General features: G+C 69.9%; 19 protein-coding genes and 1 pseudogene. 17 read left to right on the top strand and 3 right to left on the bottom strand.

What is annotated here, in order from left to right; all coding sequences use genetic code 11:
* The first annotated feature begins 53 nt into the window (after nucleotides 1-53).
* The 4 genes from ACGFMM_RS26940 (at nucleotide 54) to ACGFMM_RS26955 (ending at nucleotide 4,093) form a co-directional block, all read left to right on the top strand.
* A complete protein-coding gene (locus ACGFMM_RS26940) occupies nucleotides 54-1,202 on the top strand; it encodes an acyl-CoA dehydrogenase family protein (protein ID WP_393649034.1) in 1,149 nt (382 codons plus the stop codon).
* The gene (locus tag ACGFMM_RS26945; RefSeq protein ID WP_393649035.1) at nucleotides 1,199-1,597 is read left to right on the top strand and encodes a RidA family protein; all 399 of its coding nucleotides are present in this window, start codon (nucleotides 1,199-1,201) and stop codon (nucleotides 1,595-1,597) included. Before ACGFMM_RS26940 ends, ACGFMM_RS26945 begins: the two co-directional genes overlap by 4 nt.
* Before the next feature lie 15 nt (nucleotides 1,598-1,612).
* A complete protein-coding gene (locus ACGFMM_RS26950) occupies nucleotides 1,613-2,458 on the top strand; it encodes an alpha/beta fold hydrolase (protein ID WP_393649036.1) in 846 nt (281 codons plus the stop codon).
* A gap of 87 nt (nucleotides 2,459-2,545) precedes the next feature.
* On the top strand, nucleotides 2,546-4,093 hold the full coding sequence (locus tag ACGFMM_RS26955) for an MFS transporter (protein WP_393649037.1): 1,548 nt from the start codon (nucleotides 2,546-2,548) through the stop codon (nucleotides 4,091-4,093).
* An 18-nt stretch (nucleotides 4,094-4,111) separates the two neighbouring features.
* Here ACGFMM_RS26955 and ACGFMM_RS26960 read toward each other — a convergent pair whose 3' ends face one another.
* Nucleotides 4,112-5,641 (bottom strand): helix-turn-helix domain-containing protein, encoded by a 1,530-nt coding sequence (locus ACGFMM_RS26960; RefSeq protein ID WP_393649038.1) that lies wholly within the window; start codon nucleotides 5,639-5,641, stop codon nucleotides 4,112-4,114.
* Nucleotides 5,642-6,006: 365 nt separating this feature from the next.
* On the opposite strand from ACGFMM_RS26960, the gene acnA reads away from it, so the two are divergent.
* Nucleotides 6,007-8,724 (top strand): aconitate hydratase AcnA, encoded by a 2,718-nt coding sequence (gene acnA / locus ACGFMM_RS26965; protein WP_393649039.1) that lies wholly within the window; start codon nucleotides 6,007-6,009, stop codon nucleotides 8,722-8,724.
* 78 nt (nucleotides 8,725-8,802) lie between these two features.
* Here the strand turns inward: acnA and ACGFMM_RS26970 are convergent, their stop codons facing one another.
* Nucleotides 8,803-9,261 (bottom strand): MarR family winged helix-turn-helix transcriptional regulator, encoded by a 459-nt coding sequence (locus tag ACGFMM_RS26970; RefSeq protein WP_393649040.1) that lies wholly within the window; start codon nucleotides 9,259-9,261, stop codon nucleotides 8,803-8,805.
* A gap of 135 nt (nucleotides 9,262-9,396) precedes the next feature.
* Between ACGFMM_RS26970 and ACGFMM_RS26975 the strand changes: the two genes are divergently transcribed.
* From ACGFMM_RS26975 to ACGFMM_RS27025, 11 genes are all read left to right on the top strand, one after another.
* A complete protein-coding gene (locus ACGFMM_RS26975; RefSeq protein ID WP_393649041.1) occupies nucleotides 9,397-10,359 on the top strand; it encodes an aldo/keto reductase in 963 nt (320 codons plus the stop codon).
* A gap of 10 nt (nucleotides 10,360-10,369) precedes the next feature.
* Complete coding sequence (locus ACGFMM_RS26980) at nucleotides 10,370-11,056, top strand: MBL fold metallo-hydrolase (RefSeq protein WP_393649042.1); 687 nt, start codon at nucleotides 10,370-10,372, stop codon at nucleotides 11,054-11,056.
* Between the two features lie 258 nt (nucleotides 11,057-11,314).
* Nucleotides 11,315-12,754 (top strand): N-acetylglucosamine/diacetylchitobiose ABC transporter substrate-binding protein, encoded by a 1,440-nt coding sequence (ngcE, locus tag ACGFMM_RS26985; protein WP_393649043.1) that lies wholly within the window; start codon nucleotides 11,315-11,317, stop codon nucleotides 12,752-12,754.
* A gap of 49 nt (nucleotides 12,755-12,803) precedes the next feature.
* Complete coding sequence (locus ACGFMM_RS26990; protein ID WP_393649044.1) at nucleotides 12,804-13,733, top strand: carbohydrate ABC transporter permease; 930 nt, start codon at nucleotides 12,804-12,806, stop codon at nucleotides 13,731-13,733.
* A 15-nt stretch (nucleotides 13,734-13,748) separates the two neighbouring features.
* Nucleotides 13,749-14,678: a carbohydrate ABC transporter permease gene (locus ACGFMM_RS26995; protein WP_393649045.1), complete on the top strand. Its 930-nt coding sequence runs from the start codon at nucleotides 13,749-13,751 to the stop codon at nucleotides 14,676-14,678.
* Between the two features lie 160 nt (nucleotides 14,679-14,838).
* A complete protein-coding gene (locus tag ACGFMM_RS27000; RefSeq protein WP_393649046.1) occupies nucleotides 14,839-16,062 on the top strand; it encodes an ROK family protein in 1,224 nt (407 codons plus the stop codon).
* Between the two features lie 121 nt (nucleotides 16,063-16,183).
* A complete protein-coding gene (locus ACGFMM_RS27005) occupies nucleotides 16,184-17,278 on the top strand; it encodes a sugar ABC transporter substrate-binding protein (RefSeq protein WP_393649047.1) in 1,095 nt (364 codons plus the stop codon).
* Nucleotides 17,279-17,400: 122 nt separating this feature from the next.
* On the top strand, nucleotides 17,401-18,195 hold the full coding sequence (locus ACGFMM_RS27010; protein WP_393649048.1) for an ATP-binding cassette domain-containing protein: 795 nt from the start codon (nucleotides 17,401-17,403) through the stop codon (nucleotides 18,193-18,195).
* Nucleotides 18,192-19,472: a sugar ABC transporter permease gene (locus tag ACGFMM_RS27015; protein WP_393649049.1), complete on the top strand. Its 1,281-nt coding sequence runs from the start codon at nucleotides 18,192-18,194 to the stop codon at nucleotides 19,470-19,472. Before ACGFMM_RS27010 ends, ACGFMM_RS27015 begins: the two co-directional genes overlap by 4 nt.
* Nucleotides 19,473-19,743: 271 nt before the next feature.
* A complete protein-coding gene (dxs, locus tag ACGFMM_RS27020; protein ID WP_393649050.1) occupies nucleotides 19,744-21,663 on the top strand; it encodes a 1-deoxy-D-xylulose-5-phosphate synthase in 1,920 nt (639 codons plus the stop codon).
* A 145-nt stretch (nucleotides 21,664-21,808) separates the two neighbouring features.
* Nucleotides 21,809-23,329, top strand: a complete 1,521-nt coding sequence (locus tag ACGFMM_RS27025) for an amino acid permease (RefSeq protein ID WP_393649051.1) — start codon at nucleotides 21,809-21,811, stop codon at nucleotides 23,327-23,329.
* A gap of 27 nt (nucleotides 23,330-23,356) precedes the next feature.
* Here the strand turns inward: ACGFMM_RS27025 and ACGFMM_RS27030 are convergent.
* Nucleotides 23,357-23,772, bottom strand: a pseudogene (locus ACGFMM_RS27030) (NTP pyrophosphohydrolase).
* 59 nt (nucleotides 23,773-23,831) lie between these two features.
* Here ACGFMM_RS27030 and ACGFMM_RS27035 point away from each other — a divergent pair.
* On the top strand, nucleotides 23,832-25,031 hold the full coding sequence (locus ACGFMM_RS27035) for a hypothetical protein (protein ID WP_393649052.1): 1,200 nt from the start codon (nucleotides 23,832-23,834) through the stop codon (nucleotides 25,029-25,031).
* Nucleotides 25,032-25,161 lie beyond the last annotated feature (130 nt).

Here is a 25,161-nt window from a genome sequence, read left to right on the forward strand (position 1 = left end):
AGACCGGTGATGCGGTGGGAGATCCGACCGACGCGACGGAAGTGGGGGCCAGAATGCCCGAATTCTCGCTCGATCCGGCACATGTCGACTGGTGCGCCGCGCTGCGCGCCCTGGCCGCGGACCGGCTCCGCCCGCTCGCCGAGAAGGGCGAGCCCGGCCGTGTGAACCGGCCCCTGATCGCCGCCCTCGGTGAACTCGGACTCCTGGAACGGCTGTTCACTGCCGGTGCGCTGGAGCTCTGCCTGCTGCGGGAATCGCTGGCGACGGCCTGCACGGAGGCCGAGACCGCGCTCGCCCTCCAGGGCCTCGGCGCCCATCCGGTGGCCTCGGCGGGTACGGAAGAACAGCGGGACCGCTGGCTGCCCGAGGTCGCCGCCGGCCGCGCCGTCGCCGCCTTCGCCCTGTCCGAGCCGGAGGCGGGCTCGGACGCCGCCGCGCTGGCCCTGGACGCCGCGCCGGACGGGTCCGGCGGCTGGCGGCTGACCGGCGAGAAACGCTGGATCTCCAACGCCCCCGAGGCCGACTTCTACACCGTCTTCGCCCGCACGACGCCCGGCGCCGGAGCCCGCGGCGTGACGGCCTTCCTCGTCCCCGCCGACCGCCCCGGCCTCACCGGCGAACCCCTCGACATGCTCAGCCCGCACGCCATCGGCGCCCTCGCCTTCGACGGCGTGCCCGTCGGCCCCGACGACCTCCTCGGCGAGCCCGACCGCGGCTTCCGGGTCGCCATGAACACCCTGAACCTCTTCCGGCCCAGCGTCGGCGCCTTCGCCGTCGGCATGGCCCAGGCCGCGCTCGACGCGACCCTCGCCCACACCGCCGGCCGCACCGCCTTCGGCGGCGTCCTCGCCGACCTCCAGGCCGTCGCCCACCAGGTCGCCGAGATGGCCACCCGCACCGAGGCCGCCCGCCTCCTGGTGTACGCGGCGGCCGCGGCGTACGACTCCGGCGCGCCGGACGTCCCCCGGCGGTCCGCGATGGCGAAGCTGCTGGCCACCGAGACCGCGCAGTACGTCGTCGACGGCGCCGTCCAGCTGCACGGCGCCCGCGCCCTGCAACGCGGCCACCTGCTCGAACACCTCTACCGCGAGGTGCGCGCGCCGAGGATCTACGAGGGCGCCACCGAGGTGCAGCGCACGATCATCGCGAAGGAGCTGTACAAGCGGCACGCCGCCCCGACGGCCGAGGAGGCCCGCGCATGAGCCTGCACCGCCACAACCCCGCCGCGCTCTCCCCGCCCACCGGCTTCTCGCACGCCGTCACGGCCACCGGCTCCCGGCTGGTCTTCCTGGCGGGCCAGACGGCCCTGGACGCCGACGGCAAGGTGGTCGGCGAGACCCTCCCCGACCAGTTCACCACCGCCCTCACCAACCTCCTCACCGCCCTCCGCCACGCCGGCGGCGCCCCCGCCGACCTGGCACGGGTCACCGTGTACGCGACGGACGTCGCCGAGTACCGCACCCACGCCGCCGAACTCGGCCGCATCTGGCGGCAGTTGGCGGGAAGGGACTACCCGGCGATGGCCGTGATCGGTGTCGTACGGTTGTGGGACGAACAGGCCCGCGTGGAGCTCGACGGCTTCGCCGTGGTGGACTGAGAGGGAGGGGCGGGAGTGCCGGAGATCGAGCTCACCGCGGGGACCGTCGCGTACGAGGACACCGGCGGCCCCGGCCCCGTGGTCGTCCTGCTCCACGGCCTCGTCCACGACGCCACCGTCTGGCGGCACGTGATCGCCGGCCTGCGCACCGACCACCGGGTCCTCGCGCCCACCCTCCCGTACGGTTCGCACCGCATCGCCATGAAGCCCGACGTGCCGCTCTCGCCGGACAGCGTCGTCGAGCTGATCGCGGAGTTCCTGGAGCGCCTGGACCTCCACGACGTGACCCTCGTCGAGAGCGACTGCGGCCGCGCACAGAGCGTCGCGGCGAAGCACCCCGAGCGGCTCGCCGGCCTCGTCCTCATCTCCTGCGAGGCCTTCGACAACTACCCGCCCGGGGTACCCGGCAAGATGATCGCCCTCGCCTGCAGGGCGCCCGGCGGGGTGGCCCTGATGGCGCGCGTCCTCGGCCTGAAGGCCCTGCGCCGGCTGCCCGTCGGCATCGGCGCGCTCACCCGGCGGCCGGTGCCTGACGCGGTCGTCGACGGCTGGCTCGCCCCGCTGCGGCAGAACGCGGAGGTACGCGCCGACTTCCGCCGCTACAACCTCGCCGTGCGCCGCACCGAACTGCTCGAAGCGGCCGAGGGCCTGCGGACGTTCGACCGTCCCGCGCTCGTCGTCTGGGCGGTCGACGACCTGATGATGCCCCGCGAACACGGCCGGAGACTGGCCGAACTCCTCCCGCAGGGGCGGCTGTCGGAGATCGAGGACAGCCGCACCCTGATCGCGGAGGACCAGCCGGAACAGCTCACCTCGGCGCTGCGCGCGTTCGTCGCGGAGCGGGTCGTACCGCGTTCTTGATCGACTGGTGAGCCCCTGACGCGGGGCTTATTTTCGAGGGGTGGACTGACCGGCCCACGGGACCCTCACGTGAGGGCGCGATGCGCCATGACTCATCCCCAGCCGAAGACACCCGCACAGGCCGCCGCCCCGAAGAAGGGCGACGGAAAGGGCATTGCGCTCTTCGTGATCGCCTCCTGTCAACTGATGGTCGTCCTCGACATCACGATCGTGAACATCGCGCTCCCGCACATCCAGAGCGCTCTCGACTTCTCGACCACCAACCTGTCCTGGGTGGTCAACGCCTACACGCTGACCTTCGGCGGACTGCTGCTGCTCGGCGGACGAGCGGGCGACATCCTCGGCCGCCGCCGGGTCTTCATCTTCGGCGTGCTGCTCTTCGGCCTCGCGTCCCTGCTCTGCGGCGTCGCCCAGACCAGCTGGCAACTGCTCGCCGCCCGAGCCCTCCAGGGCGTCGGTGGAGCGATCGCCTCGCCGACCTCGCTCTCCCTCATCACCACGAACTTCGACGAAGGGCCCGAACGCAACCGGGCCTTCGGCGTGTTCGCGGGCGTCTCGGCCGGCGGCGGCGCGATCGGCCTGCTGGCCGGCGGCATCCTCGTCGAATGGCTCGACTGGCGCTGGATCTTCTTCGTCAACGTACCCATCGCCCTGCTCATCGCCTTCCTCACCCCGCGCCATGTGAAGGAGTCCGAACGGCATCCCGGCCGCTTCGACTTCATGGGCGCGCTGACGTCCACCCTGGGCATGGTGGCGCTGGTGTACGGCTTCATCCGCGCCGCCCAGGAGGGCTGGCGGGACCCGCTCACCCTGACGTCGTTCGGCGTGGCGGTGGTCCTGCTGGTCGCGTTCGTCCTGATCGAGCAGCGCTCGCGGCAGCCCATCACGCCCCTGCACATGTTCGCCGACCGGAACAGAGCGGGCACCTACGGGATGATGCTCTGCCTCGCCGCGGCGATCTTCGGCATGTTCTTCTTCCTCACCCTGTTCGTGCAACAGGTGCTCGGCTTCAGCCCACTGGAGGCGGGGCTGGCGTTCCTGCCGGTGAGCGCGGTCATCGCGGTGGCGGCGGGCTTCACCTCGCAGCTCCTGCCAAGGTTCGGGCCGAAACCCTTCATGGTGCTGGGCTCGCTGTGCCTCGCGGCCGGCCTCTCCTGGCTGACGCTGACCGACGTCCACTCCACGTACGCGGGTTCCATCCTCGGCCCGATGCTGGTGTTCAGCGCGGGCATGGGCCTGATGTTCGTCTCGCTGACCCTGATGGCCCTGTCCAACGTCGAGCCGCAGGAGGCTGGCGCCGCGTCCGGCCTGCTGAACGCGACCCAGCAGGTGGGCGGTTCGCTGGGCCTGTCGATCCTGGTCACCGTCTTCGGCACGGTCAGCCGCAACGAGGCCGAGGACCAGATCCCGGCCTTCCTCGCCCAGGCCACCCCCCTGGAGAAGGCCCAGTTCGCGCAGACCGGCGTACTGCCACCCCCCTGGGGCGACGAGGTCCTCACCGCAGGCGTCTCGGCCGGCTTCATCATCGCCGCCGCCTTCGCCGTGGTCGCCCTCATCATCTCCATCTTCGCCATCAAGGTCCGCCCCTCCGACATAGAACGCCTCAAGGGCGGCATGGGCCCACCGGCGGGGTGAGCCCATGCGCGGGTTTCCTCAGATGTCCCGGAAGATCTCGATCTGCGCGCCCACCGAGTTCAGCCGCTCCGCCAGTTCCTCGTAGCCGCGGTTGATGACGTAGACGTTGCGGAGGACCGAGGTGCCCTCGGCGGCCATCATGGCCAGCAGGACGACGACGGCGGGGCGTAGGGCCGGGGGGCACATCATTTCGGCGGCGCGCCAGCGGGTGGGGCCCTCCACCAGGACGCGGTGGGGGTCCAGGAGTTGGAGGCGGCCGCCGAGGCGGTTGAGGTCGGTGAGGTAGATCGCGCGGTTGTCGTAGACCCAGTCGTGGATCAGGGTCTTGCCCTGGGCCACCGCCGCGATGGCGGCGAAGAACGGGACGTTGTCGATGTTCAGGCCCGGGAACGGCATGGGGTGGATCTTGTCGATCGGGGCTTCGAGCTTGGAGGGGCGGACCGTGAGGTCGACCAGGCGGGTGCGGCCGTTGTCCGCCGGGTACTCGGGGGAGCGGTCGTGGTCGAGGCCCATCTCCTCCAGGACCGCGAGCTCGATCTCCATGAACTCGATGGGGACGCGGCGGATCGTGAGTTCCGACTCCGTGACCACTGCCGCGGCCAGGAGGCTCATCGCCTCGACCGGGTCCTCCGACGGGGAGTAGTCGACGTCCATGTCGATGTCCGGGACGCCGTGGACGGTCAGAGTCGTGGTGCCGATGCCCTCGACGCGGACGCCCAGCGCCTCCAGGAAGAAGCAGAGGTCCTGGACCATGTAGTTGGAGGAGGCGTTGCGGATGACCGTCGCGCCGTCGTGGCGGGCGGCCGCCAGGAGCGCGTTCTCGGTCACGGTGTCGCCGCGCTCGGTCAGGACGATCGGACGGCCGGGGGAGACCGTGCGCTCGACCTGTGCGTGGTACAGGCCCTCGGTCGCCGTGACGTCCAGGCCGAAGCGGCGCAGCGCGATCATGTGCGGCTCGATGGTGCGCGTGCCGAGGTCGCAGCCGCCGGCGTACGGCAGCTTGAAGCGGTCCATGCGGTGCAGCAGCGGGCCGAGGAACATGATGATGGAGCGGGTGCGGATCGCGGCCTCGGCGTCGATGGCCTCCATGTCGAGCTCGGCCGGCGGCACGATCTCGAGGTCGACCCCGTCGTTGATCCAACGGGTCTTCACGCCGATGGAGTTGAGCACCTCCAGCAGCCGGAAGACCTCTTCGATGCGGGCGACGCGGCGCAGCACCGTGCGGCCCTTGTTGAGCAGCGAGGCGCAGAGCAGGGCCACGCAGGCGTTCTTGCTGGTCTTGACGTCGATGGCGCCGGAGAGGCGGCGGCGGCCGACGACTCGCAGATGCATCGGGCCGGCGTAGCCGAGGGAGACGATCTCGCTGTCGAGCGCCTCGCCGATGCGGGCGATCATCTCAAGGCTGATGTTCTGGTTGCCGCGTTCGATCCGGTTCACTGCACTCTGGCTGGTGGCCAGGGCCTCCGCGAGCTGGGTCTGTGTCCAGCCGCGATGCTGACGCGCGTCACGGATGAGCTTGCCGATGCGTACGAGGTAATCGTCTGCCATGGCCGCAGGTTATCTCAGATATGAGATGAGGCTGACGTTGATGGTGCGTCAACCGGGTGAAATGGGACGAAAGTCGGCCCGATGGCGGGGGGTGAGGTCCCCCGGTCCGCGTTGTCGAGTGTGCCTCGATTGGGTCCCGTTTCTCCGCTTTCGGCGTGGCGCGTCGGCCGCATCGAGGGCGTGCCGGGCATGACCGCGAGGCGGGGATGCACTAGAGTTATCTCGACATCGAGATAACTGCTTACGGCGCACCGCAGCCGCCACCCCGGTAAGGGTTACCTAACTAAGTCTTACCTTAGCGGACCGGCGAGGAGTCGTGGCGGCAGCATGACGGTAGTACGCGCACTTTGATGAAGGAGACTGTCGTGTCGGCGAACAGCTTCGACGCCCGCAGCACGCTGCGCGTGGGCGACGAGTCGTACGAGATCTTCCGCCTGGACAAGGTCGAGGGCTCTGCCCGGCTCCCCTACAGCCTTAAGGTTCTGCTGGAGAACCTGCTCCGCACCGAGGACGGCGCGAACATCACCGCCGACCACATCCGGGCCCTGGGCGGCTGGGACTCCCAGGCCCAGCCGAGCCAGGAGATCCAGTTCACGCCCGCCCGCGTGATCATGCAGGACTTCACCGGCGTTCCCTGTGTCGTGGACCTCGCGACCATGCGTGAGGCCGTCGCAGCGCTCGGTGGCGACCCGGCGAAGATCAACCCGCTCTCCCCGGCCGAGATGGTCATCGACCACTCCGTCATCGCCGACAAGTTCGGCACCAACGACGCGTTCGCGCAGAACGTGGAGCTGGAGTACGGCCGCAACAAGGAGCGGTACCAGTTCCTGCGCTGGGGCCAGACCGCCTTCGACGACTTCAAGGTCGTCCCGCCGGGCACCGGCATCGTCCACCAGGTGAACATCGAGCACCTGGCCCGTACCGTCATGGTCCGCAATGGCCAGGCGTACCCGGACACCCTCGTCGGCACCGACTCGCACACCACCATGGTCAACGGCCTCGGTGTGCTCGGCTGGGGCGTCGGCGGCATCGAGGCCGAGGCCGCCATGCTCGGCCAGCCGGTCTCCATGCTGATCCCGCGCGTCGTCGGCTTCAAGCTGACCGGCGAGCTGCCCACCGGCACCACCGCCACCGACCTGGTGCTGACCATCACCGAGATGCTGCGCAAGCACGGCGTCGTCGGCAAGTTCGTCGAGTTCTACGGTGAGGGCGTCGCCGCCACCTCCCTCGCGAACCGCGCCACCATCGGCAACATGTCGCCGGAGTTCGGCTCCACCGCCGCGATCTTCCCGATCGACGACGAGACCCTGAACTACCTCAAGCTCACCGGCCGCTCCGAGCAGCAGGTCGCGCTCGTCGAGGCGTACGCCAAGGAGCAGGGCCTCTGGCTGGACCCGTCCGCCGAGCCGGACTTCTCCGAGAAGCTGGAGCTCGACCTCTCCACGGTCGTCCCGTCCATCGCCGGCCCGAAGCGCCCGCAGGACCGTATCGTCCTCGCTAACGCCGCCGCGCAGTTCGCCCAGGACGTGCGCAACTACGTCACCGCCGCCGACGAGGCGGGCCTCGAGTCCTTCCCGGCCTCCGACGCCCCGGTGAACCACCCGAACGGCGCCCCGTCGAAGCCGGTCACCGTGACCGCCCCCGACGGCTCCACCTACGAGATCGACCACGGCGCCGTCACCGTCGCCGCGATCACCTCGTGCACCAACACCTCGAACCCGTACGTCATGGTCGCCGCCGCGCTGGTCGCGAAGAAGGCCGTGGAGAAGGGCCTGACCCGCAAGCCGTGGGTCAAGACCACCCTCGCCCCGGGCTCGAAGGTCGTTACCGACTACTTCGACAAGGCGGGCCTCACCCCGTACCTCGACAAGGTCGGCTTCAACCTCGTCGGCTACGGCTGCACCACCTGCATCGGCAACTCCGGCCCGCTGCCGGAGGAGGTCTCCAAGGCCGTCAACGACCACGACCTGGCCGTGACGTCGGTGCTCTCGGGCAACCGTAACTTCGAGGGTCGGATCAACCCCGACGTCAAGATGAACTACCTGGCCTCCCCGCCGCTGGTCGTCGCGTACGCCCTCGCGGGTTCCATGAAGGTGGACATCACCAAGGACGCGCTCGGCATCGACACCGAGGGCAAGCCGGTCTACCTCGCGGACATCTGGCCCTCCGAGGCCGAGGTCAACGACGTCGTCGCGAACGCCATCGGCGAGGACATGTTCTCCAAGTCCTACCAGGACGTCTTCGCCGGCGACGCCCAGTGGCAGGCGCTGTCGATCCCGACCGGCAACACCTTCGAGTGGGACGCCGAGTCCACCTACGTCCGCAAGCCCCCGTACTTCGAGGGCATGACCATGGACCCGGCCCCGGTCGGCGACATCTCCGGCGCCCGCGTCCTGGCCAAGCTGGGCGACTCGGTCACCACCGACCACATCTCCCCGGCCGGCGCCATCAAGGCCGACACCCCGGCCGGCAAGTACCTCACCGAGCACGGTGTGGAGCGTCGTGACTTCAACTCCTACGGCTCGCGCCGAGGCAACCACGAGGTCATGATCCGCGGCACGTTCGCCAACATCCGCCTGCGCAACCAGATCGCGCCGGGCACCGAGGGCGGCTACACCCGCGACTTCACCCAGGCCGACGCGCCGGTGTCGTTCATCTACGACGCCTCGCAGAACTACCAGGCCGCCGGCACCCCGCTGGTCATCCTGGGCGGCAAGGAGTACGGCTCCGGCTCGTCCCGCGACTGGGCGGCCAAGGGTACGGCCCTCCTCGGCGTCAAGGCCGTCATCACCGAGTCGTACGAGCGCATCCACCGCTCGAACCTCATCGGCATGGGCGTCCTGCCGCTGCAGTTCCCGGCCGGCCAGTCGGCCGACTCGCTCGGCCTGACCGGCGAGGAGACCTTCTCCATCGCGGGCATCACGGAGCTGAACGAGGGCACCACCCCGAGCACGGTCAAGGTCACCACCGACACCGGTGTCGAGTTCGACGCGGTCGTCCGCATCGACACCCCCGGTGAGGCGGACTACTACCGCAACGGCGGCATCATGCAGTACGTGCTGCGCAACCTGATCCGCGGCTGACGCAGCAGGTAGCCACAGGCCATGAGGGCCGCATCCCCGGTGACGGGGGTGCGGCCCTCGTGCCGTTTCCGGCGCCGCTCAGCCCAGGCCGTCCAGGGTGCGGACGGCGCGCTCCAGGTACTCCTCGAAGGCCGCCCGTTCCTCCGGCGTGAACGCCTCGGCCAGCGCCCCCTCGACCCGCAGCGCCGCCTCGTCGGCCTTGCGCAGCACCGCCCGTCCCTCCTCGCTGGCCCGGGCGACCTGGACCTTCTGGTGCAGCGGCGAGGAGTGCCGCTCGATCAGGCCGCCCTTCTCCAGATTGGTCAGGACGGTCGACATGGTCTGCGGGGTGACCATGCACTCGCGGGCGAGCTGGGCGGCGGACATGCCGTCCGTGTGCGCGATCAGCAGCAGCGCCGCGTACTGCGGCACGGTCAGGCCGTACGCGCGGAGCACCTGCGTCTTGCGGCCGATCAGCGCCTGTTCGGCGCGCTTGAGGGTGTGGCCGATCCGGCCCGCGGCCACGGCGCTCGCGGCGTCCTTGTGTGAGTCGGCCATCGCTTCTCGCCATCCTTCCCCGGAGTTCCTGTCCTCAGCAGGCTACGACCCCGATGACGCATCCCCCACCCATGAGACAGAGGTCTGTCATAAGTTAGAGTTCTGATACCTGCACGCGACTGAAGGGGAACAGGCATGCGTACGACGGCACTTGGGCGGGGCGAGGCGACGGAGATCGGCGTGGTCGGGCTCGGCTGCATGGGGATGTCCTGGGGGTACGACGAGCGCGGCCGCGACGAGCGGACCTCGATCGAGGCGGTGCACCGCGCCGTCGACCTCGGCTGCACGCTGATCGACACGGCGGACCAGTACGGCCCGTTCACCAACGAGGAACTGGTCGGCCGCGCGATCAAGGGCCGCCGCGACGAACTCGTCCTCGCCACCAAGGGCGGCCTCGTCGTGGACGACCCCGCCACCTTCCGCAGCCACCGCGACGGCCGCCCCGAGCACCTTCGCAGCGCCTGCGAGGCGAGCCTGCGCCGGCTCGGCGTCGACCATGTCGACCTGTACCAGCTGCACCGCGTGGACGAGGAGGTCCCGCTGGAGGAGACCTGGGGTGCGATGGCCGAACTGGTCGCCGAGGGCAAGGTCCGCGCGCTCGGCCTCTCCGAGGTCACCGTCGAGGAGATCGAGCGGGCGAGCGCCGTGCACCCGGTGGCGAGCGTCCAGAGCGAGCTGTCGCTGTGGAGCCGTGAGCCGCTCGCGGACGGCGTCCTGGAGCACTGCACGCGCGAGGGCATCGTCTTCGTCGCGTACGCGCCGCTCGGCCGGGGCTTCCTGGCCGGGCGCTACCGCACCCCGCAGGACCTGCCCGCGGTGGACGGCCGGCACTCCATACCGCGCTTCCAGCCGGAGGCCCTGGCGGCCAACCAGGCCGTCGTCGACCCGGTCCGCAAGGTCGCCGAGCGGCGCGGGGTCACGGCCGCGCAGGTCTCGATCGCCTGGGTGCTCGCCCAGGGCGAGGGCGTCGTCGCCCTCGCAGGAACCAAGAACCCGCGGCGCGTGGCGGAGAACGCCGCGGCGCAGGGCCTGACCCTCACCCCCGGGGACCTCGCCGAACTGGCCGCCCTGCCCGCCGCCGCCGGCACCCGGTACTGAGCGGCCGGCCGTGCTCGTACTCGGATTCCCCGCGGGCTCGTTCGGCACCCACGCGTATCTGCTCGCCCCCGGCGCGGGGGCGGGCTGCGTGATCGTCGACCCCGGTCAGCGGTCCGCCGGGCGGATCGCCGCACTCGTCGCCGAGCACCGCCTCGTCCCGGAGGCGGTGCTCCTCACCCACGGGCACTTCGACCACACCTGGGACGTGGTCCCGGTCGCACGCCGTTACGGCGTGCCCGTGCACATCCATCCCGAGGACCGGTTCATGCTCGGGGCGCCGGCCGCCGGACTGCCCGCGGACTTCCCGCCGGAGCTGCTCGACGGGCACCCGGACGAGGAGCCCGAGGACGTACGGCCGCTCGCCGCGGACCGGGGCGTCCTCCGGATCGCCGGACTGACCCTGCACAGCGTCCACGTGGGCGGACACACCCCCGGATCCGTGGTGCTGCACTGCGCGGACGACGAGTCGCTGCTGCTCGGCGGCGACGCGCTGTTCGCCGGAGCGCTGGGCCGCACCGACGGTCCCGGCGGCAGTGCGCACCGGCTCCGGGCCGGGCTGGCGCGGGCCTGCGCGCCGCTCGACGACGCCACCGTGGTCCTGCCGGGACACGGCGCGAGAACGACGCTGGGGCGCGAACGGGAGGTGCACGCCTTTCTCCGTCCGACGCGGAGGAGTTCACCGGACTTCCGTATGTGATGAACCGTCAGGGTTTACCGGGAGGTCTCAACTCGGGAAAGACCGCCGACCAACCTTGCTTTCGATCTTGCTCTCCTGGCGTGAAGTGGACTATACCTGTCGGCGTCCGGCCAGTCGTACCGCACACGACGGCAGAACGGCTGCACGACTGCACGAACCCAGCTGCAATTGACTGCGGTGGCGGGGCCCTTCGCCTCAGGCGAGCAGTACGGGCGACCGGTACACCGCCTGAGTCCTGACGAAGGCGAGGACTTGAGCATGGGATCCACCTCCGCCCACACCAATGAGGGCCTCGGCCGCCGCGATCTGATCAAGCGTTCTGTCGCACTCGGTCTGATCTCGGTACCGACGATGAGCTTCCTGTCCGCGTGCGCCTCCAGCGGTGGCGACGGCGCGGACGACAAGAAGCCCAAGGGGCAGACGTCCAAGGACAATCCGTTCGGAGTCGCCAAGGGCGGCAAGATCGACGTCGTGGTGTTCAAGGGCGGATACGGCGACGAATACGCCAAGACCTGGGAAGCCGCCTTCAACAAGAAATGGGGCGTCACCGCCACCCACACCGGCACCCAGGAGATCACCGGAAAGCTCCAGCCGCGCTTCAACGCCGGCAACCCGCCGGACATCGTGGACAACTCCGGCGCCCAGAAGATCAAGATCGACGTGCTGCACAAGAACGGGCAGCTCCTCGACCTCGCCGAGGTCCTCGACGCGCCGTCGGTCGACGACCCGTCCAAGAAGGTCCGCGACACCCTCATCCCCGGCACCATCGACCCGGGTCTGCAGGAGGGCAAGGTCGTCGCCCTCAACTACATCTACACGGTGTGGGGCCTGTGGTACTCCGGCAAGCTCTTCAAGGAGAAGGGCTGGACCGAGCCCAAGACCTGGGACGAGTTCCTCGCCATCTGCAAGGACGCCACCGCGCAGGGCATCGGCGGCCTCGCCCACCAGGGCAAGTACCCGTACTACATCAACGTCGCCATCATGGACCTGATCGCCAAGAAGGGCGGCCTGGACGCCATGAAGGCGATCGACAACCTCGACCCCAAGGCGTTCGTCGGCTCCGACGCCGCCAAGGCCGCGGTCGAGGCGATCTACGAGGTCGTGGAGAAGGGCTACCTGATGCCCGGCACCAACGGCCTGACCCACACCGAGTCCCAGACCCGGTGGAACCAGTACAAGGCCGCGTTCATCACCTGCGGCTCCTGGCTGGAGAACGAGCAGCTCAAGCAGACCCCGGCCGACTTCGACATGAAGTTCATGCCGATGCCGCTGCTGCCCGGCAGCGCCATGCCGTACGAGGCGATCCGCGCCGGCTCCGGCGAGCCGTTCATCATCCCCGCCAAGGCCAAGAACCTCGCCGAGGCGAAGGAGTTCATGCGGCTGATGCTGTCCAAGGAGTGGTCGACGAGCTTCGCCAAGGAGGCGAACTCCCTCACCATCCTGCAGGACGGCGTGGACCCGAGCGTCAAGCTGCGCCCCGGCACCCAGTCCACCGTCGAGGTCTCCAAGAAGGCCGGCTCCAACACCTTCAGGTTCCTCTACACCGAGTGGTACAGCGAGATGGACACCGCCATCCAGAACGCGTCCAACGAGCTGATGGCCAAGCGCATCCAGCCCGCGGAATGGCTGAAGCGGGCGCAGGCCGCGGTCGACAAGGCGGCCAAGGACCCGGCGTCCAAGAAGAACCGCCGCGACTGATCGCGCGCCGACCGCAGCATCCGCCGGGAACACCAGGAGCAGGAACGCCATGCGCAAAGGGCAGTACCAGTTCGTCACGGGATTTCTTCTCGTCCCCGTGGCGCTCTATCTGGTCTTCGTCATCTGGCCGTACATCCAGACCTTCGGCTACTCGCTGACCGACTGGAAGGGGCAGTCTCAGGAATTCTCGTTCGTCGGCCTGGACAATTACGTCGCACTGTTCGAGGACGACATCTTCCTCGGGGCCATCTGGCACAACATCCTGTTCCTGGTGTTCATCCCGGTGATCACCATCCTGCTCGCGCTGTTCTTCGCCTTCATGGTGAACGCGGGCGGCCGGAGCCGGGCCGGCGGCGTCGCGGGCGTCACCGGCGCCGGCTTCTACAAAATCGTCTACTTCTTCCCGCAGGTGCTCTCGCTGGCGATTCTCTCGGTGCTCTTCGGCGCCGTGTACCGCAGCGACACCGGCGGCATGCTCAACGGTTTCCTGGCGAAACTCGGACTGGTCGACCCGGGCAAGCCGATTGAATGGCTCAACGAGCCGAACTTCGTCCTCTGGGCGCTGATCGCGGTCGTCGTCTGGCACGGCGTCGGCTTCTATCTGGTGCTCTTCTCGGCCGCCATGCAGTCCATCCCCCGGGACATCTACGAGGCCGCGCTCATCGACGGCGCCGGTCGCGCCCAGTCGTTCTTCAAGATCACGCTGCCGCTGCTGTGGGACTCCGTGCAGACCGCCTGGGTCTATCTCGGCATCGTCGCGATGGACATGTTCGTCCTCGTCTCCACCATGACCTCGGGCGACTACGGAGGCGGTCCCGACCACGCCTCCGAGACCATGTCGACGGTCATGATGCGCAACTTCCTCTACTTCGGTAAGAGCGGCTACGCCTGCGCCATGGGCGTCATCATGCTGCTGCTCACCCTGATCCTGTCCGTGGTCACGCTGCGCGCCACCCGCCGCGAGCGCATCGAGTTCTGAGCGGGAGAGCCCACGATGAGTTCACTTACCAAAGAGACCGCCTCCGGCGGCGGCACGATCCCGAAGCAGCGCGCGGTCCGCAAGGGCGGCTCCGGCGCCCCGCAGTCCGAGGGCGTCGTCCTCAACGTCTTCTCGCACGGCTTCCTCGCCCTGTGGGCGCTGCTGATCGTCCTGCCGCTGCTGTGGCTGGTGCTCAGCTCCTTCAAGACCGACTCCCAGATCGCCGGCTCCGCCTTCGGCTGGCCGGCCAACTGGTCCCTCGACGTCTTCACCCGCGCCTGGTCCAAGGGCATCGGCGACTACTTCGTGAACACCGTGATCGTCCTGGTGTTCTCGGTGCCGCTGACCATGCTCTTCGGCTCCATGGCCGCGTACGTGCTGGCCCGCTACGAGTTCTGGGGCAACCGGCTCCTCTACTACTTCTTCGTGGCCGGCGCGATGTTCCCGGTGTTCCTGGCGCTCGTCCCGCTGTTCTTCATGGTGAAGCTGCTCGGGATGCTCAACACGTACCAGGGTCTGATCCTGGTCTACGTCGCCTACTCGATGCCGTTCACCGTCTTCTTCATGCACGCCTTCTTCCGGACCCTGCCGACGGCGGTCTTCGAGGCGGCGGTGCTCGACGGCTCCTCGCACACCCGGACCTTCTTCCAGGTCATGATGCCGATGGCCAAGCCGGGTCTGCTCAGCGTCGGGATCTTCAACACGCTCGGCCAGTGGAACCAGTTCGTGCTGCCGACCGTGCTCATGCAGCCGCAGAGCGGCGACGACCCCGAGCGGTACGTGCTCACCCAGGGCCTGATCCAGCTCCAGCAGCAGCAGGGCTACGAGACCGACCTGCCGGTGCTCTTCGCCGGTGTGACGATCGCCATGATCCCGATGCTGGTCGTGTACCTCTCCTTCCAGCGCCAGGTCCAGGCGGGCCTCACCTCCGCGACCCTGAAGTAGCGCCGCCTGGCCGAAAACAGCCCCTTGAGCCCCGGTGGGAGCCCCCGCCGGGGCTCTGTCATGGGCGCAGACCATACCCACCAGGTCTTGACGGGGACGGAGGCCAAAGCGTCGACTTAGACTTCACATGTTGGAGATAACGGCAGGAGTGAGTGAGTCGATGGAGACTCCCGGGTCGCAGACGTCTCTGCACAGGGCCAACCTCGAACGCGTCGTCCGAGCGGTACGCATGGCCGGATCGCTGACCCAGGCGGAGATCGCCCGGGCCACCGGCCTGTCCGCCGCCACGGTCTCCAACATCGTGCGAGAACTGAAGGACGGCGGCACGGTCGAGGTCACCCCGACCTCCGCCGGCGGCCGCCGGGCCCGCAGCGTCTCCCTCTCCGGCGACGCCGGCATCGTCATCGGCGTCGACTTCGGCCACACCCATCTGCGGGTCGCCGTCGGCAACCTCGCCCACCAGGTGCTCGCCGAGGAGTCCGAGCCGCTGGACGTCGACGCCTCCTCCGCGGAGGGCTTCGACCGGGCGGAGCGCCTGGTCACGCGGCTGATCGCGAGCACCGGCATCGGCCCGGACAAGGTCGTCGGGGTGGGCCTCGGCGTGCCCGGCCCGATCGACCTGTCCTCCGGCACCCTCGGCTCCACCTCGATCCTGCCGGGCTGGACCGGCATCAACCCCGCCGAGGAGCTCTCCGGCCGGCTCGGCGTGCCCGTCCACGTCGACAACGACGCCAACCTCGGCGCGCTCGGCGAGCTGGTGTGGGGGAGCGGCCGGGGGGTGAAGGACCTCGCGTACATCAAGGTCGCCAGCGGCGTCGGCGCCGGACTGGTGATAGACGGCCGGGTCTACCGGGGCCCCGGCGGCACCGCCGGCGAGATCGGGCACATCACCCTGGACGAGTCGGGACCGGTCTGCCGCTGCGGCAACCGCGGCTGCCTGGAGACCTTCGCCGCCGCCCGCTACGTGCTGCCGCTGCTCCAGTCCAGCCACGGCCCGGATCTGACGATGGAACGGGTCGTGCAGCTGGCCCGCGAGGGCGACCCGGGCTGCCGGCGCGTGGTCGGCGACGTCGGACGGCACATCGGCAGCGGTGTCGCCAACCTCTGCAATCTGCTCAACCCCAGCCGGGTGGTGCTCGGCGGCGACCTCGCGGAGGCCGGGGAGCTGGTTCTGGGGCCCATCAGGGACTCCGTCTCGCGGTACGCGATCCCCAGCGCCGCCCGGCAGCTCTCGGTGGCTCCAGGAGCCCTCGGGCAGCGTGCCGAAGTCCTGGGCGCGCTGGCCCTCGTGCTGAGTGAAATGGGCGATTCGACCCTGTTGGAGAGTGCGTTGCCGGGGGCCGCGCCGACCGCCGGCCGACCCTCCACGCTTGCGTTCACTTAGAGAACGATTGCCGTCGTTGTCATCTCGTTAAGGTTTCACTTCTTGACGCCGAGCCCGCGGCCGAGTTGACTTCCAGCCACCTCGGCCGCAAGGACGCGGCCTCGTCAGGGAGGCAACCCCAATGAACGGAATGACGCGCCGCGTCGTCATAGGCACGGCCGCCGTATCCATGGCCCTCTCCCTCGCCGCCTGCGGCAAGGCGGGCGACGGTGGTGCGGAGAACAAGGGCGACGGCAAGACCATCGGCCTGCTGCTCCCCGAGAACAAGACCACGCGCTACGAGACCTTCGACCGCCCGATCATCGAGGCGAAGATCAAGGCCCTCTGCTCGGAGTGCGAGGTCAAGTACAACAACGCCGCGCAGGACACCGAGACGCAGAAGAAGCAGTTCGACGCCCTCGTCACCCAGGGCGTCAAGGTGATCATCCTGGACTCGGTCGACTACAAGGCCACCAAGTCCTGGGTCCAGCAGGCCGAGAAGAAGGGCGTCAAGGTCGTCGCGTACGACCGCCTGGCCGAGGGCCCGATCTCCGCCTACGTCTCGTACGACAACGAGAAGATCGGCCGCCTCCAGGGCGAGGGTCTGGTCAAGGCGCTGGGCGCCAAGGCCAAGGAAGCCAACGTTGTCATGATCAACGGCTCGCCGACCGACCCGAACGCCCCGCTGTTCAAGAAGGGCGCCCACAGCGTCCTCGACACCGGCGTCAAGAAGGTCGTCTACGAGCAGGACATCCCGGACTGGTCCCCGGACGAGGCCAACAAGAAGATGGGCGCCGCCATCGACTCCCTGGGCAAGACGGGCTTCCAGGGCGTGTACTCGGCCAACGACGGCATGGCAGGCGGCATCATCACCGCCCTGTCCAAGCAGGGCATCAAGGTCCCGGTCGGCGGCCAGGACGCCGAACTCGCGGGTCTGCAGCGGATCCTGATGGACCAGCAGTCCTTCACCATCTACAAGCAGATCAAGCCCGAGGCCGAGACGACCGCCGAGATCGCGGTCGCCCTGCTCAAGGGCAAGGACATCGCGGCGTACACGCCCACCAAGGTCACCAGCCTCACCGGCGAGTTCAAGGACATCCCGGCCCGGCTGTACGACGCGTCGATCGTGACCAAGGAGAACATCGCCTCCACGATCGTCGCCGACGGCGTCTACAAGGCCGCCGAGATCTGCACCGCCCAGTACAAGGCGGCCTGCGACGCGGCGGGCATCAAGTAGCCCCCGTCCCCCTACCGGTCCGGCGGACCCCGCCCCGTTCATCGCCCCGCAAGCGGGGGCGGGGCCGCCGGACTCGCACCCCCCTCTGCACCCCTCATCCCCGCCGGTCAGGCGGCAAGGAGATGATTCACGTGTCCGCTACGCCCGTGCTGGCGTTGCGCGGGGTCTCCAAGCGGTTCGGCGCCGTCCAGGTGCTCACCGACGTCGATCTGGAGATCCATGCCGGAGAGGTCGTGGCCCTCGTGGGCGACAACGGCGCCGGCAAGTCCACCCTCGTCAAGACGATCTCGGGCGTCCACCCGATCGACGAGGGCGTCATCGAGTGGGAGGGCCGCCCGGTCCAGATCACCAAGCCCCACGACTCGTCCGGTCTCGGCGTCGCCACCGTCTACCAGGACCTCGCGCTCTGCGACAACCTCGACGTGGTCGCCAACCTCTTCCTCGGCAGCGAGCTGCGCTCCGCCTCCGTCCTCGACGAGATCGCGATGGAGAAGCGGGCCCGCGAGCTCCTGGACACCCTGTCCATCCGGATCCCGTCGGTCCGTATACCCGTCGCCGCCCTCTCCGGCGGCCAGCGGCAGGTCGTGGCCATCGCCCGCGCCCTGATCGGCGACCCGAAGATCGTCATCCTGGACGAGCCCACCGCCGCCCTCGGCGTCGAGCAGACCGCCCAGGTGCTCGACCTCGTGGAGCGGCTGCGCGAGCGCGGCCACGGAGTCATCCTCATCAGCCACAACATGGCCGACGTGCGCGCCGTCGCCGACAAGGTCGCCGTCCTGCGGCTCGGTCGCAACAACGGCGTCTTCCCCGTCGCCGAGACCTCCCACGAGACGATCATCGCCGCCATCACGGGCGCCACGGACAATGCCGTGACCCGCCGGCAGGCCCGTACGGCCGCGAAGGGGGACGTCCTGTGAGCGTCACCAAGAAGACTTCCCCCCCGTCCCACCGGGCCCCCGCCCCCGTGCCGGCCGTCGACCCCCGCCTCCTCGTCCGCGAGGAGGGACTCAAGGGCTACCTGACCGAGTTCACCCGCAAGATCCGCGGCGGCGAACTCGGCTCCCTGCCCGTCGTTCTCGGCCTGATCGCCATCGCGATCGTCTTCCAGGCCCAGAACTCCAACTTCCTCTCCGCGAGCTCGGTCGCCAACATCGCGGTGTACTCCTCCGGCCTCGGCATCATGGCCGTCGGCATCGTCTTCGTCCTGATCCTGGGCGAGATCGACCTGTCGATGGGCTCCGTCGCGGGCGTCGGCGCGGCCGTCTGGGCAGTCCTCAACGTCACCAACGGCATGAACGACGTGCTCGCCGTTGCGCTGGCGGTCGCCTCCGGCCTGGTCATCGGCCTGCTGCACGGCTTCTTCTTCGCCAAGGTCGGCGTCCCGGCCTTCGTGGTCACCCTCGCCGGCTTCCTCGGCTGGAGCGGTCTGCAGATCTGGCTGATGGGCAAGGAAGGCTCGATCAACGCCCCCAGCGGCTCGATCGTGGAGAACCTCACCGCGTACTACTTCGAGGACAAGGCCGCCGCGTACGGCCTGGCCGCGGTCGCCGTCCTCGCGTACGCGCTCTCGCTGTTCCTCGACTCGCGGCGCCGCCGCGCGGCCGCCCTGCCGGCCCGCCCGACCGGCGAGATCCTGCTGCGCACCGGCGTCGTCGCGGTGCTCTGCTTCGTCGCCGCCTACATCCTGAACGAGCCCGAGGGCGCCCGCGGTCTGCCGCTCGCCCTGGTCCTGTTCCTGGCCGTCCTGGTGATCGCCGACTTCGTCGCCCGCCGCACCCTGTTCGGCCGCAAGGTCTTCGCGGTCGGCGGCAGCGCCGAGGCGGCCCGCCGCGCCGGCATCAACGTCGACCGGGTCCGGATCATCGTCTTCGGCCTCTCCGGCATGCTCGCCGCCTTCGGCGGCCTGTTCGTCGCCAGCCTCTCCGGCGGCGCCACCAAGAGCCTCGGCTCCGGCAACACCCTGATGCTGGTGATCGCGGCGGCCGTGATCGGCGGCACCAGCCTCTTCGGCGGCCGCGGCAAGGTCTGGTCGGCACTCCTGGGCATGATCGTGATCCAGTCGATCCAGCAGGGCCTGAACATGATCGGCATGGCCAACGAGATCCAGTACATGATCACCGGCGCGGTGCTGCTCGCCGCCGTCGTGATCGACTCGGTCTCCCGGCGCACCCAGAAGACCGCCGGTCGCGCGTAAGGACGCGCAGACGTAACGAACCCCACAGTGTCCCGGCGCCGCGAACCGGCGCCGGGCACTGCTGCGTCCGGACCAGTGGGGCCACCGCCCGGGGCACCGGCGTGTCGGCCACCCGGGTGACACGGAACCCCCGCCCAGGGACTCCCGGCCCGTGGCGGAACATTAGACTCGACAAAATCGGCAAGCTCGACCAGCTCAAACGCAAGGAGGCACGGTGGAACAGCCGCGCGCAGCGCGTCCACCAAGGGTGGCGGTGGGAGACGGGCGGGCATTGCTGACCCGTATCAAGGAGCCGCGCGATCTGGACCGGCTCTCCCCGGAACAGCTGGAGCAGCTGGCCGCGGAGATCAGGACGTTTCTCGTGGACGCCGTCTCCAAGACCGGCGGCCACCTCGGCCCCAACCTCGGTGTGGTCGAGCTGACCATCGCCCTGCACCGCGTCTTCGACTCCCCGAAGGACCGGGTCCTGTGGGACACCGGCCACCAGAGCTACGTGCACAAGCTGCTCACCGGCCGCCAGGACTTCTCCCGGCTCAAGATGAAGGGCGGCCTGTCCGGCTACCCCTCGCAGGCCGAGTCCGAGCACGACGTCATCGAGAACTCGCACGCCTCGACCGTCCTCGGCTGGGCCGACGGCCTCGCCAAGGCCAACAAGATCCTGAAGAAGGACGACCACGTCGTCGCCGTCATCGGCGACGGCGCCCTCACCGGCGGCATGGCCTGGGAGGCGCTCAACAACATCGCCGACGCGAAGGACCGCCAGGTCGTCATCGTCGTCAACGACAACGAGCGCTCCTACGCCCCCACCATCGGCGGCCTCGCCAACCACCTGGCCACCCTGCGCACCACCGACGGCTACGAGCGCTTCCTCGCCCGCGGCAAGGACATCCTGGAGCGCACCCCGGTCGTCGGGAAGCCGCTGTACGAGACGCTGCACGGCGCGAAGAAGGGCCTCAAGGACTTCATCGCCCCGCAGGGCATGTTCGAGGACCTCGGCCTGAAGTACGTCGGCCCCATCGACGGCCACGACATGGAGGCCCTGGAGTCCGCGCTCACCCGCGCCAAGCGCTTCGGCGGCCCGGTGATCGTGCACTGCATCACCCAGAAGGGCCGCGGCTACCAGCCCGCGCTCTCCGACGAGGCCGACCGCTTCCACGCCGTGGGCAAGATCCACCCGGACACCGGGCTGCCGATCTCCGCCTCCGGCGCCGACTGGACCGGCGTCTTCGCCGACGAGATGGTCGAGCTGGGCAAGGAGCGCGAGGACATCGTCGCGATCACCGCGGCCATGCTCCAGCCGGTCGGCCTGGACAGGTTCGCCAAGGCCTTCCCCGAGCGGGTCTTCGACGTCGGCATCGCCGAGCAGCACGGCGCGGTCTCCGCGGCCGGCCTCGCCACCGGCGGACTGCACCCCGTCTTCGCGGTGTACGCCACCTTCCTCAACCGTGCCTTCGACCAGGTCCTGATGGACGTGGCGCTGCACAAGTGCGGCGTCACCTTCGTCCTCGACCGGGCCGGCGTCACCGGCACCGACGGCGCCTCCCACAACGGCATGTGGGACATGTCGATCCTCCAGGTCGTGCCCGGCCTGCGGCTCGCCGCCCCGCGTGACGCCGAGCAGGTCCGCGCCCAGCTGCGCGAGGCCGTCGAGGTCACCGACGCCCCGACCGTCGTCCGCTTCTCCAAGGGCGCCGTCGGCCCGGCCGTACCGGCGGTCCGCCGGATCGGCGGCATGGACGTGCTGCGCGAGACCGGCGAGGAGACGGCCGACGTCCTGCTCGTCTCGGTCGGCGCGCTCGCGCCGATGTGCCTGGAGATCGCCGACCTGCTCGACAAGCAGGGCATCTCCGCCACCGTCGTCGACCCGCGCTGGGTCAAGCCGGTCGACGAGGCCATGGCCCCGCTGGCCGCCCGGCACCGCGTCGTCGTCACCGTCGAGGACAACGTCCGGGCCGGCGGCGTCGGCTCGGCCGTCGCCCAGGCGCTGCGCGACGCGGGCGTCGACGTGCCGCTGCGCGACTTCGGCATCCCGCCGCGGTTCCTCGACCATGCCTCGCGCGCCGAGGTCATGGCCGAGATCGGGCTGACCGCCCCGGACATCGCGCGCCAGGTCACCGGGCTCGTCTCGCGCCTCGACGGACGGTACGACACCGACCCCGCGCAGGCCGCCGTGGAGCCCGCGCGCGACTGACGTCCGTGCCCGCGCATTGGGCCGGTCGGGCTCCTCCGGAGGAGTACCGACCGGCCCATTCGTGTGAATGGGGCTCAGCTCGCCGCGCGCGTACGGTCGTCTGCCTCGATCATGGGCGTACGGCCATGGGTACGGAGGTACGCCGGTGAGCGTGGACCAGCAGTCGAGCGGGAACGGTAACCAGTCGCTGTTCCGGACCAAAACGGTCGAACAGTCGATCAGGGACACCGAGGAACCCGAGCACGCACTGAAGAAATCCCTGTCCGCCTGGGATCTGACCGTCTTCGGCGTCGGCGTCATCATCGGCACCGGCATCTTCGTGCTCACCGGCAAGGTGGCCAAGGAGAACGCCGGACCCGCGACCGCCCTGGCGTTCGTCGCCGCCGGCATCGTCTGCGCGCTGGCCGCCCTGTGCTACGCGGAGTTCGCCTCCACGGTCCCGGTGGCCGGATCGGCGTACACCTTCGCGTACGCCTCCATCGGCGAGCTGCCCGCCTGGATCATCGGCTGGGACCTGGTGCTCGAGTTCGCGCTCGGCACGGCGGTGGTCGCGGTCGGCTGGTCCGGCTACGTGCGGTCCCTGATGGACAACGTCGACTGGCATCTACCAGCAGCGCTGGAAGGACCGGACGCACCGGGCGGCACCTTCGACATTCTCGCCTTCCTGCTGGTCCTGGTGCTCACCGCGATCCTGGTCGTGGGTATGAAGCTGTCCGCCCGGATCACGGCGCTGGTCGTGGCGATCAAGGTCACGGTCGTGATGATCGTGATCATCGCGGGCCTGTTCTTCATCGTGGGCGACAACTACGACCCGTTCATCCCGCCGGCGGTGACCCCGGAGGGCGGTGCCGGCTGGGAGGACGCGCCGATGGTCCAGCTGATGTTCGGCTACGAGCCCACCAACTTCGGCGTGATGGGCATCTTCACCGCCGCGTCCGTCGTGTTCTTCGCCTTCATCGGCTTCGACGTGGTGGCCACCGCCGCCGAGGAGACCAAGCTGCCGCAGCGCGACATGCCCCGCGGCATCCTCGGCTCGCTGCTCATCTGCACCGTCCTGTACGTGGCCGTCGCCCTGGTCGTCACCGGTATGCAGCACTACACGGAACTGTCCGTCAGCGCCCCGCTCGCCGACGCCTTCAAGGCCGTCGGGCACCCCTTCTACGCGGGCGTGATCAGCTTCGGCGCCGCCGTCGGCCTCACCACCGTCTGTCTGATCCTGCTGCTCGGCCAGACCCGGGTGTTCTTCGCGATGAGCCGGGACGGGCTGCTGCCGCGGTTCTTCTCCATCACCCACCCCAAGTTCCGCACCCCGTACCGGCCGACCATCCTGCTCGGCGTGGTCATCGCGATCGTGGCCGGTTTCACCAGCATCAACGAACTGGCGACGCTGGTGAACATCGGCACCCTGTTCGCCTTCGTGATGGTCGCCGTCGGCGTGATGGTGCTCCGCCGCACCCGCCCCGACCTGCACCGCGCCTTCCGCACCCCGTGGGTGCCGGTGCTGCCGTGCCTGTCCATCGCAGCCTCGCTGTGGCTGATGCTCAACCTGCCGGGCGAGACCTGGCTCCGCTTCGCCATCTGGATGCTCATCGGCATCGTCGTCTACTTCCTGTACGGGCGCAGCCACAGCCGCCTCGGCAAGCTGGGCCGCGGCGCGGAGTACTAGGCGGTACCGAGGCGGTTCCCCGGGCCGTCACCGGCCCCGTACGGCGCGCGGGCCCAGGCACCGCGCGCCGTGCCGTTCCACCCGCGCCCGCAGCTCCCGGTCGGCCGTGACCACGACGCACGGCCGGCCGGCCGTCTGCGCGGCCTCCAGCGCCAGCTCCACGATTCTGTCGTCGCCGCTGCCCTGGGCGGACTCCACCCGCACCCCCGGCACCGATTCCACGCCCCGCGCCGCGCCCTCCACGACCAGCACCAGCTCCACCGGCCCGGGCACGTCGGCGAGGCCCTCGGCGGCCCGGCCCGCGAGGGAGTCGCGCAGCCGCTCGGCCGCACCGCGGCGGTCCCGCCACCAGCCTCCCCCACTTCGTGGGAGGTGCCCCCAGGAACGGAGCCGACGACGTTCGCTCCGTCGACGACGATCATGGGGCGGATCGGCTCGGCCATGCCGCCAATGTTATTGTCGCCAGGATTTCAAGGGTGTCAGGGAAGGTGGTCGGCAGACCATGGCAGGCTGGTCCGCGCGCAGGTCACAGGGGCGCAAAGCCGAACAGCGGCGGTCCGGCACCGCTTCCGGAGCTTCCGGCGTCCCCGCGGGGACGCCCCGCGAGGTCATCGCGGGTCTGAAGCCCGGGGTCCCCACGGAGACCCCGCTCCCGGCCACCACGAACTGGCTGCTCCGCGGCAAGGACGGCCGGCTCACCGCGTACGCGCCCGTCGACGGCGGCGTGCTGCGCTGGACCGAGACCACCGCCGGCGGACCGGACTGGACCGCCCCCGACGTCCTGCCGGCGCCCGGCCTCGTGCCGTACCTCTCGATCGTGCAGAGCACCGAGGGCTACGTGTACCTGACCGGTCTGCGCCGGCTGCCCGGCGCGGACGGGCTGCTCGACGTGGACGTCGTGTACGGCGTGCAGTACCAGACCGGCCGCCCGATGCGCGACTGGCATCCGCTCGCCAACCCCTACCCGGTGGCCCGGGTCAAGCACTTCGCCGCGCAGATGGGCGTGCCGGTCACCTTCGTGGACGCGGCCGGCTCGCTGCACGTGTTCCTCAACAACGCGGGCGGCGGCGTCAGCTCCCGCAGCCAGAACCCGGTGCGCTGGCAGCCCAAGTGGGCCGACCTCAAGGGCAGCAACGTCACCGGGACGCTCGGCGCCGGCGTCAACGAGGCCGGTCACATCGACGTGTTCGCGCCCAGCACCGACCATGTGCTGCGCTGGAGCCAGGACGCCGCGGGCGCGGTCTTCCCCCGGCTCGACGAGGACCTCGCGGACGCGGCGGTCGCCGACGGCACGTTCACCTCGCTGCCCACCGGCACCACGAGCGTCACCCGTTTCTGGCGCAACGCGTACTCCGGCGAGCTGAGGGCCTGGCGGCCGGACACCGGAGTGCGGTCGCTCGGCGGTGCCGGCGGCACCGGCCCGGTCGCGCTGCTGCGCACCCCGGTCGACGGCGTCGACTGCACCCTGCTGGCCCAGCGGGACGCCTCGGGCCGCATCGCGCTCGCCGCGTACCCGACGGAGCAGGAGGACACGGGGCTCAGCTGGACCCTGACCGGCCCGGTGGTGACCGGCGCCCCGGCCCTGTGCCTGGACGGCCGCGGCCGCATCGTCCTCGCGGCGATCGGCGAGGACGGCGGACTCCTGGTGACCCGGCAGAAGGACGAGTCGGGCCTGGCACTCGAGGAGTGGACGCGCGCCTGACGCGCGGAAACGACGGAAGCGGGCCCCGGAAACGCCCCGGTTCGGGGGCCCGGGCGGGGGGGGGGGGCGCCCCCCCCCCGGGGCCGGGGGCTATTTGGGGGGCCGGGGGGGTGGGCCGCCGCGCGGCGAG

It is taken from the genome of Streptomyces sp. NPDC048604 (assembly GCF_043199435.1).
Taxonomy (GTDB): Bacteria; Actinomycetota; Actinomycetes; order Streptomycetales; family Streptomycetaceae; genus Streptomyces.

What these genes read in the sequence shown, in the direction of transcription:
- ACGFMM_RS26995 (WP_393649045.1), top strand. Translation starts at nt 13,749, where the DNA reads ATGAGTTCACTTACCAAAGAGACCGCCTCCGGCGGCGGCACGATCCCG.
- ACGFMM_RS26990 (WP_393649044.1), top strand. Translation starts at nt 12,804, where the DNA reads ATGCGCAAAGGGCAGTACCAGTTCGTCACGGGATTTCTTCTCGTCCCC.
- ACGFMM_RS26955 (WP_393649037.1), top strand. Translation starts at nt 2,546, where the DNA reads ATGACTCATCCCCAGCCGAAGACACCCGCACAGGCCGCCGCCCCGAAG.
- ACGFMM_RS26940 (WP_393649034.1), top strand. Translation starts at nt 54, where the DNA reads ATGCCCGAATTCTCGCTCGATCCGGCACATGTCGACTGGTGCGCCGCG.
- ACGFMM_RS26970 (WP_393649040.1), bottom strand. Translation starts at nt 9,261, where the DNA reads ATGGCCGACTCACACAAGGACGCCGCGAGCGCCGTGGCCGCGGGCCGG.
- ACGFMM_RS27035 (WP_393649052.1), top strand. Translation starts at nt 23,832, where the DNA reads ATGGCAGGCTGGTCCGCGCGCAGGTCACAGGGGCGCAAAGCCGAACAG.
- ACGFMM_RS27005 (WP_393649047.1), top strand. Translation starts at nt 16,184, where the DNA reads ATGAACGGAATGACGCGCCGCGTCGTCATAGGCACGGCCGCCGTATCC.
- ACGFMM_RS27010 (WP_393649048.1), top strand. Translation starts at nt 17,401, where the DNA reads ATGATTCACGTGTCCGCTACGCCCGTGCTGGCGTTGCGCGGGGTCTCC.
- ACGFMM_RS26945 (WP_393649035.1), top strand. Translation starts at nt 1,199, where the DNA reads ATGAGCCTGCACCGCCACAACCCCGCCGCGCTCTCCCCGCCCACCGGC.
- ACGFMM_RS27000 (WP_393649046.1), top strand. Translation starts at nt 14,839, where the DNA reads ATGGAGACTCCCGGGTCGCAGACGTCTCTGCACAGGGCCAACCTCGAA.
- ACGFMM_RS26960 (WP_393649038.1), bottom strand. Translation starts at nt 5,641, where the DNA reads ATGGCAGACGATTACCTCGTACGCATCGGCAAGCTCATCCGTGACGCG.
- ACGFMM_RS26975 (WP_393649041.1), top strand. Translation starts at nt 9,397, where the DNA reads ATGCGTACGACGGCACTTGGGCGGGGCGAGGCGACGGAGATCGGCGTG.
- ngcE (WP_393649043.1), top strand. Translation starts at nt 11,315, where the DNA reads ATGGGATCCACCTCCGCCCACACCAATGAGGGCCTCGGCCGCCGCGAT.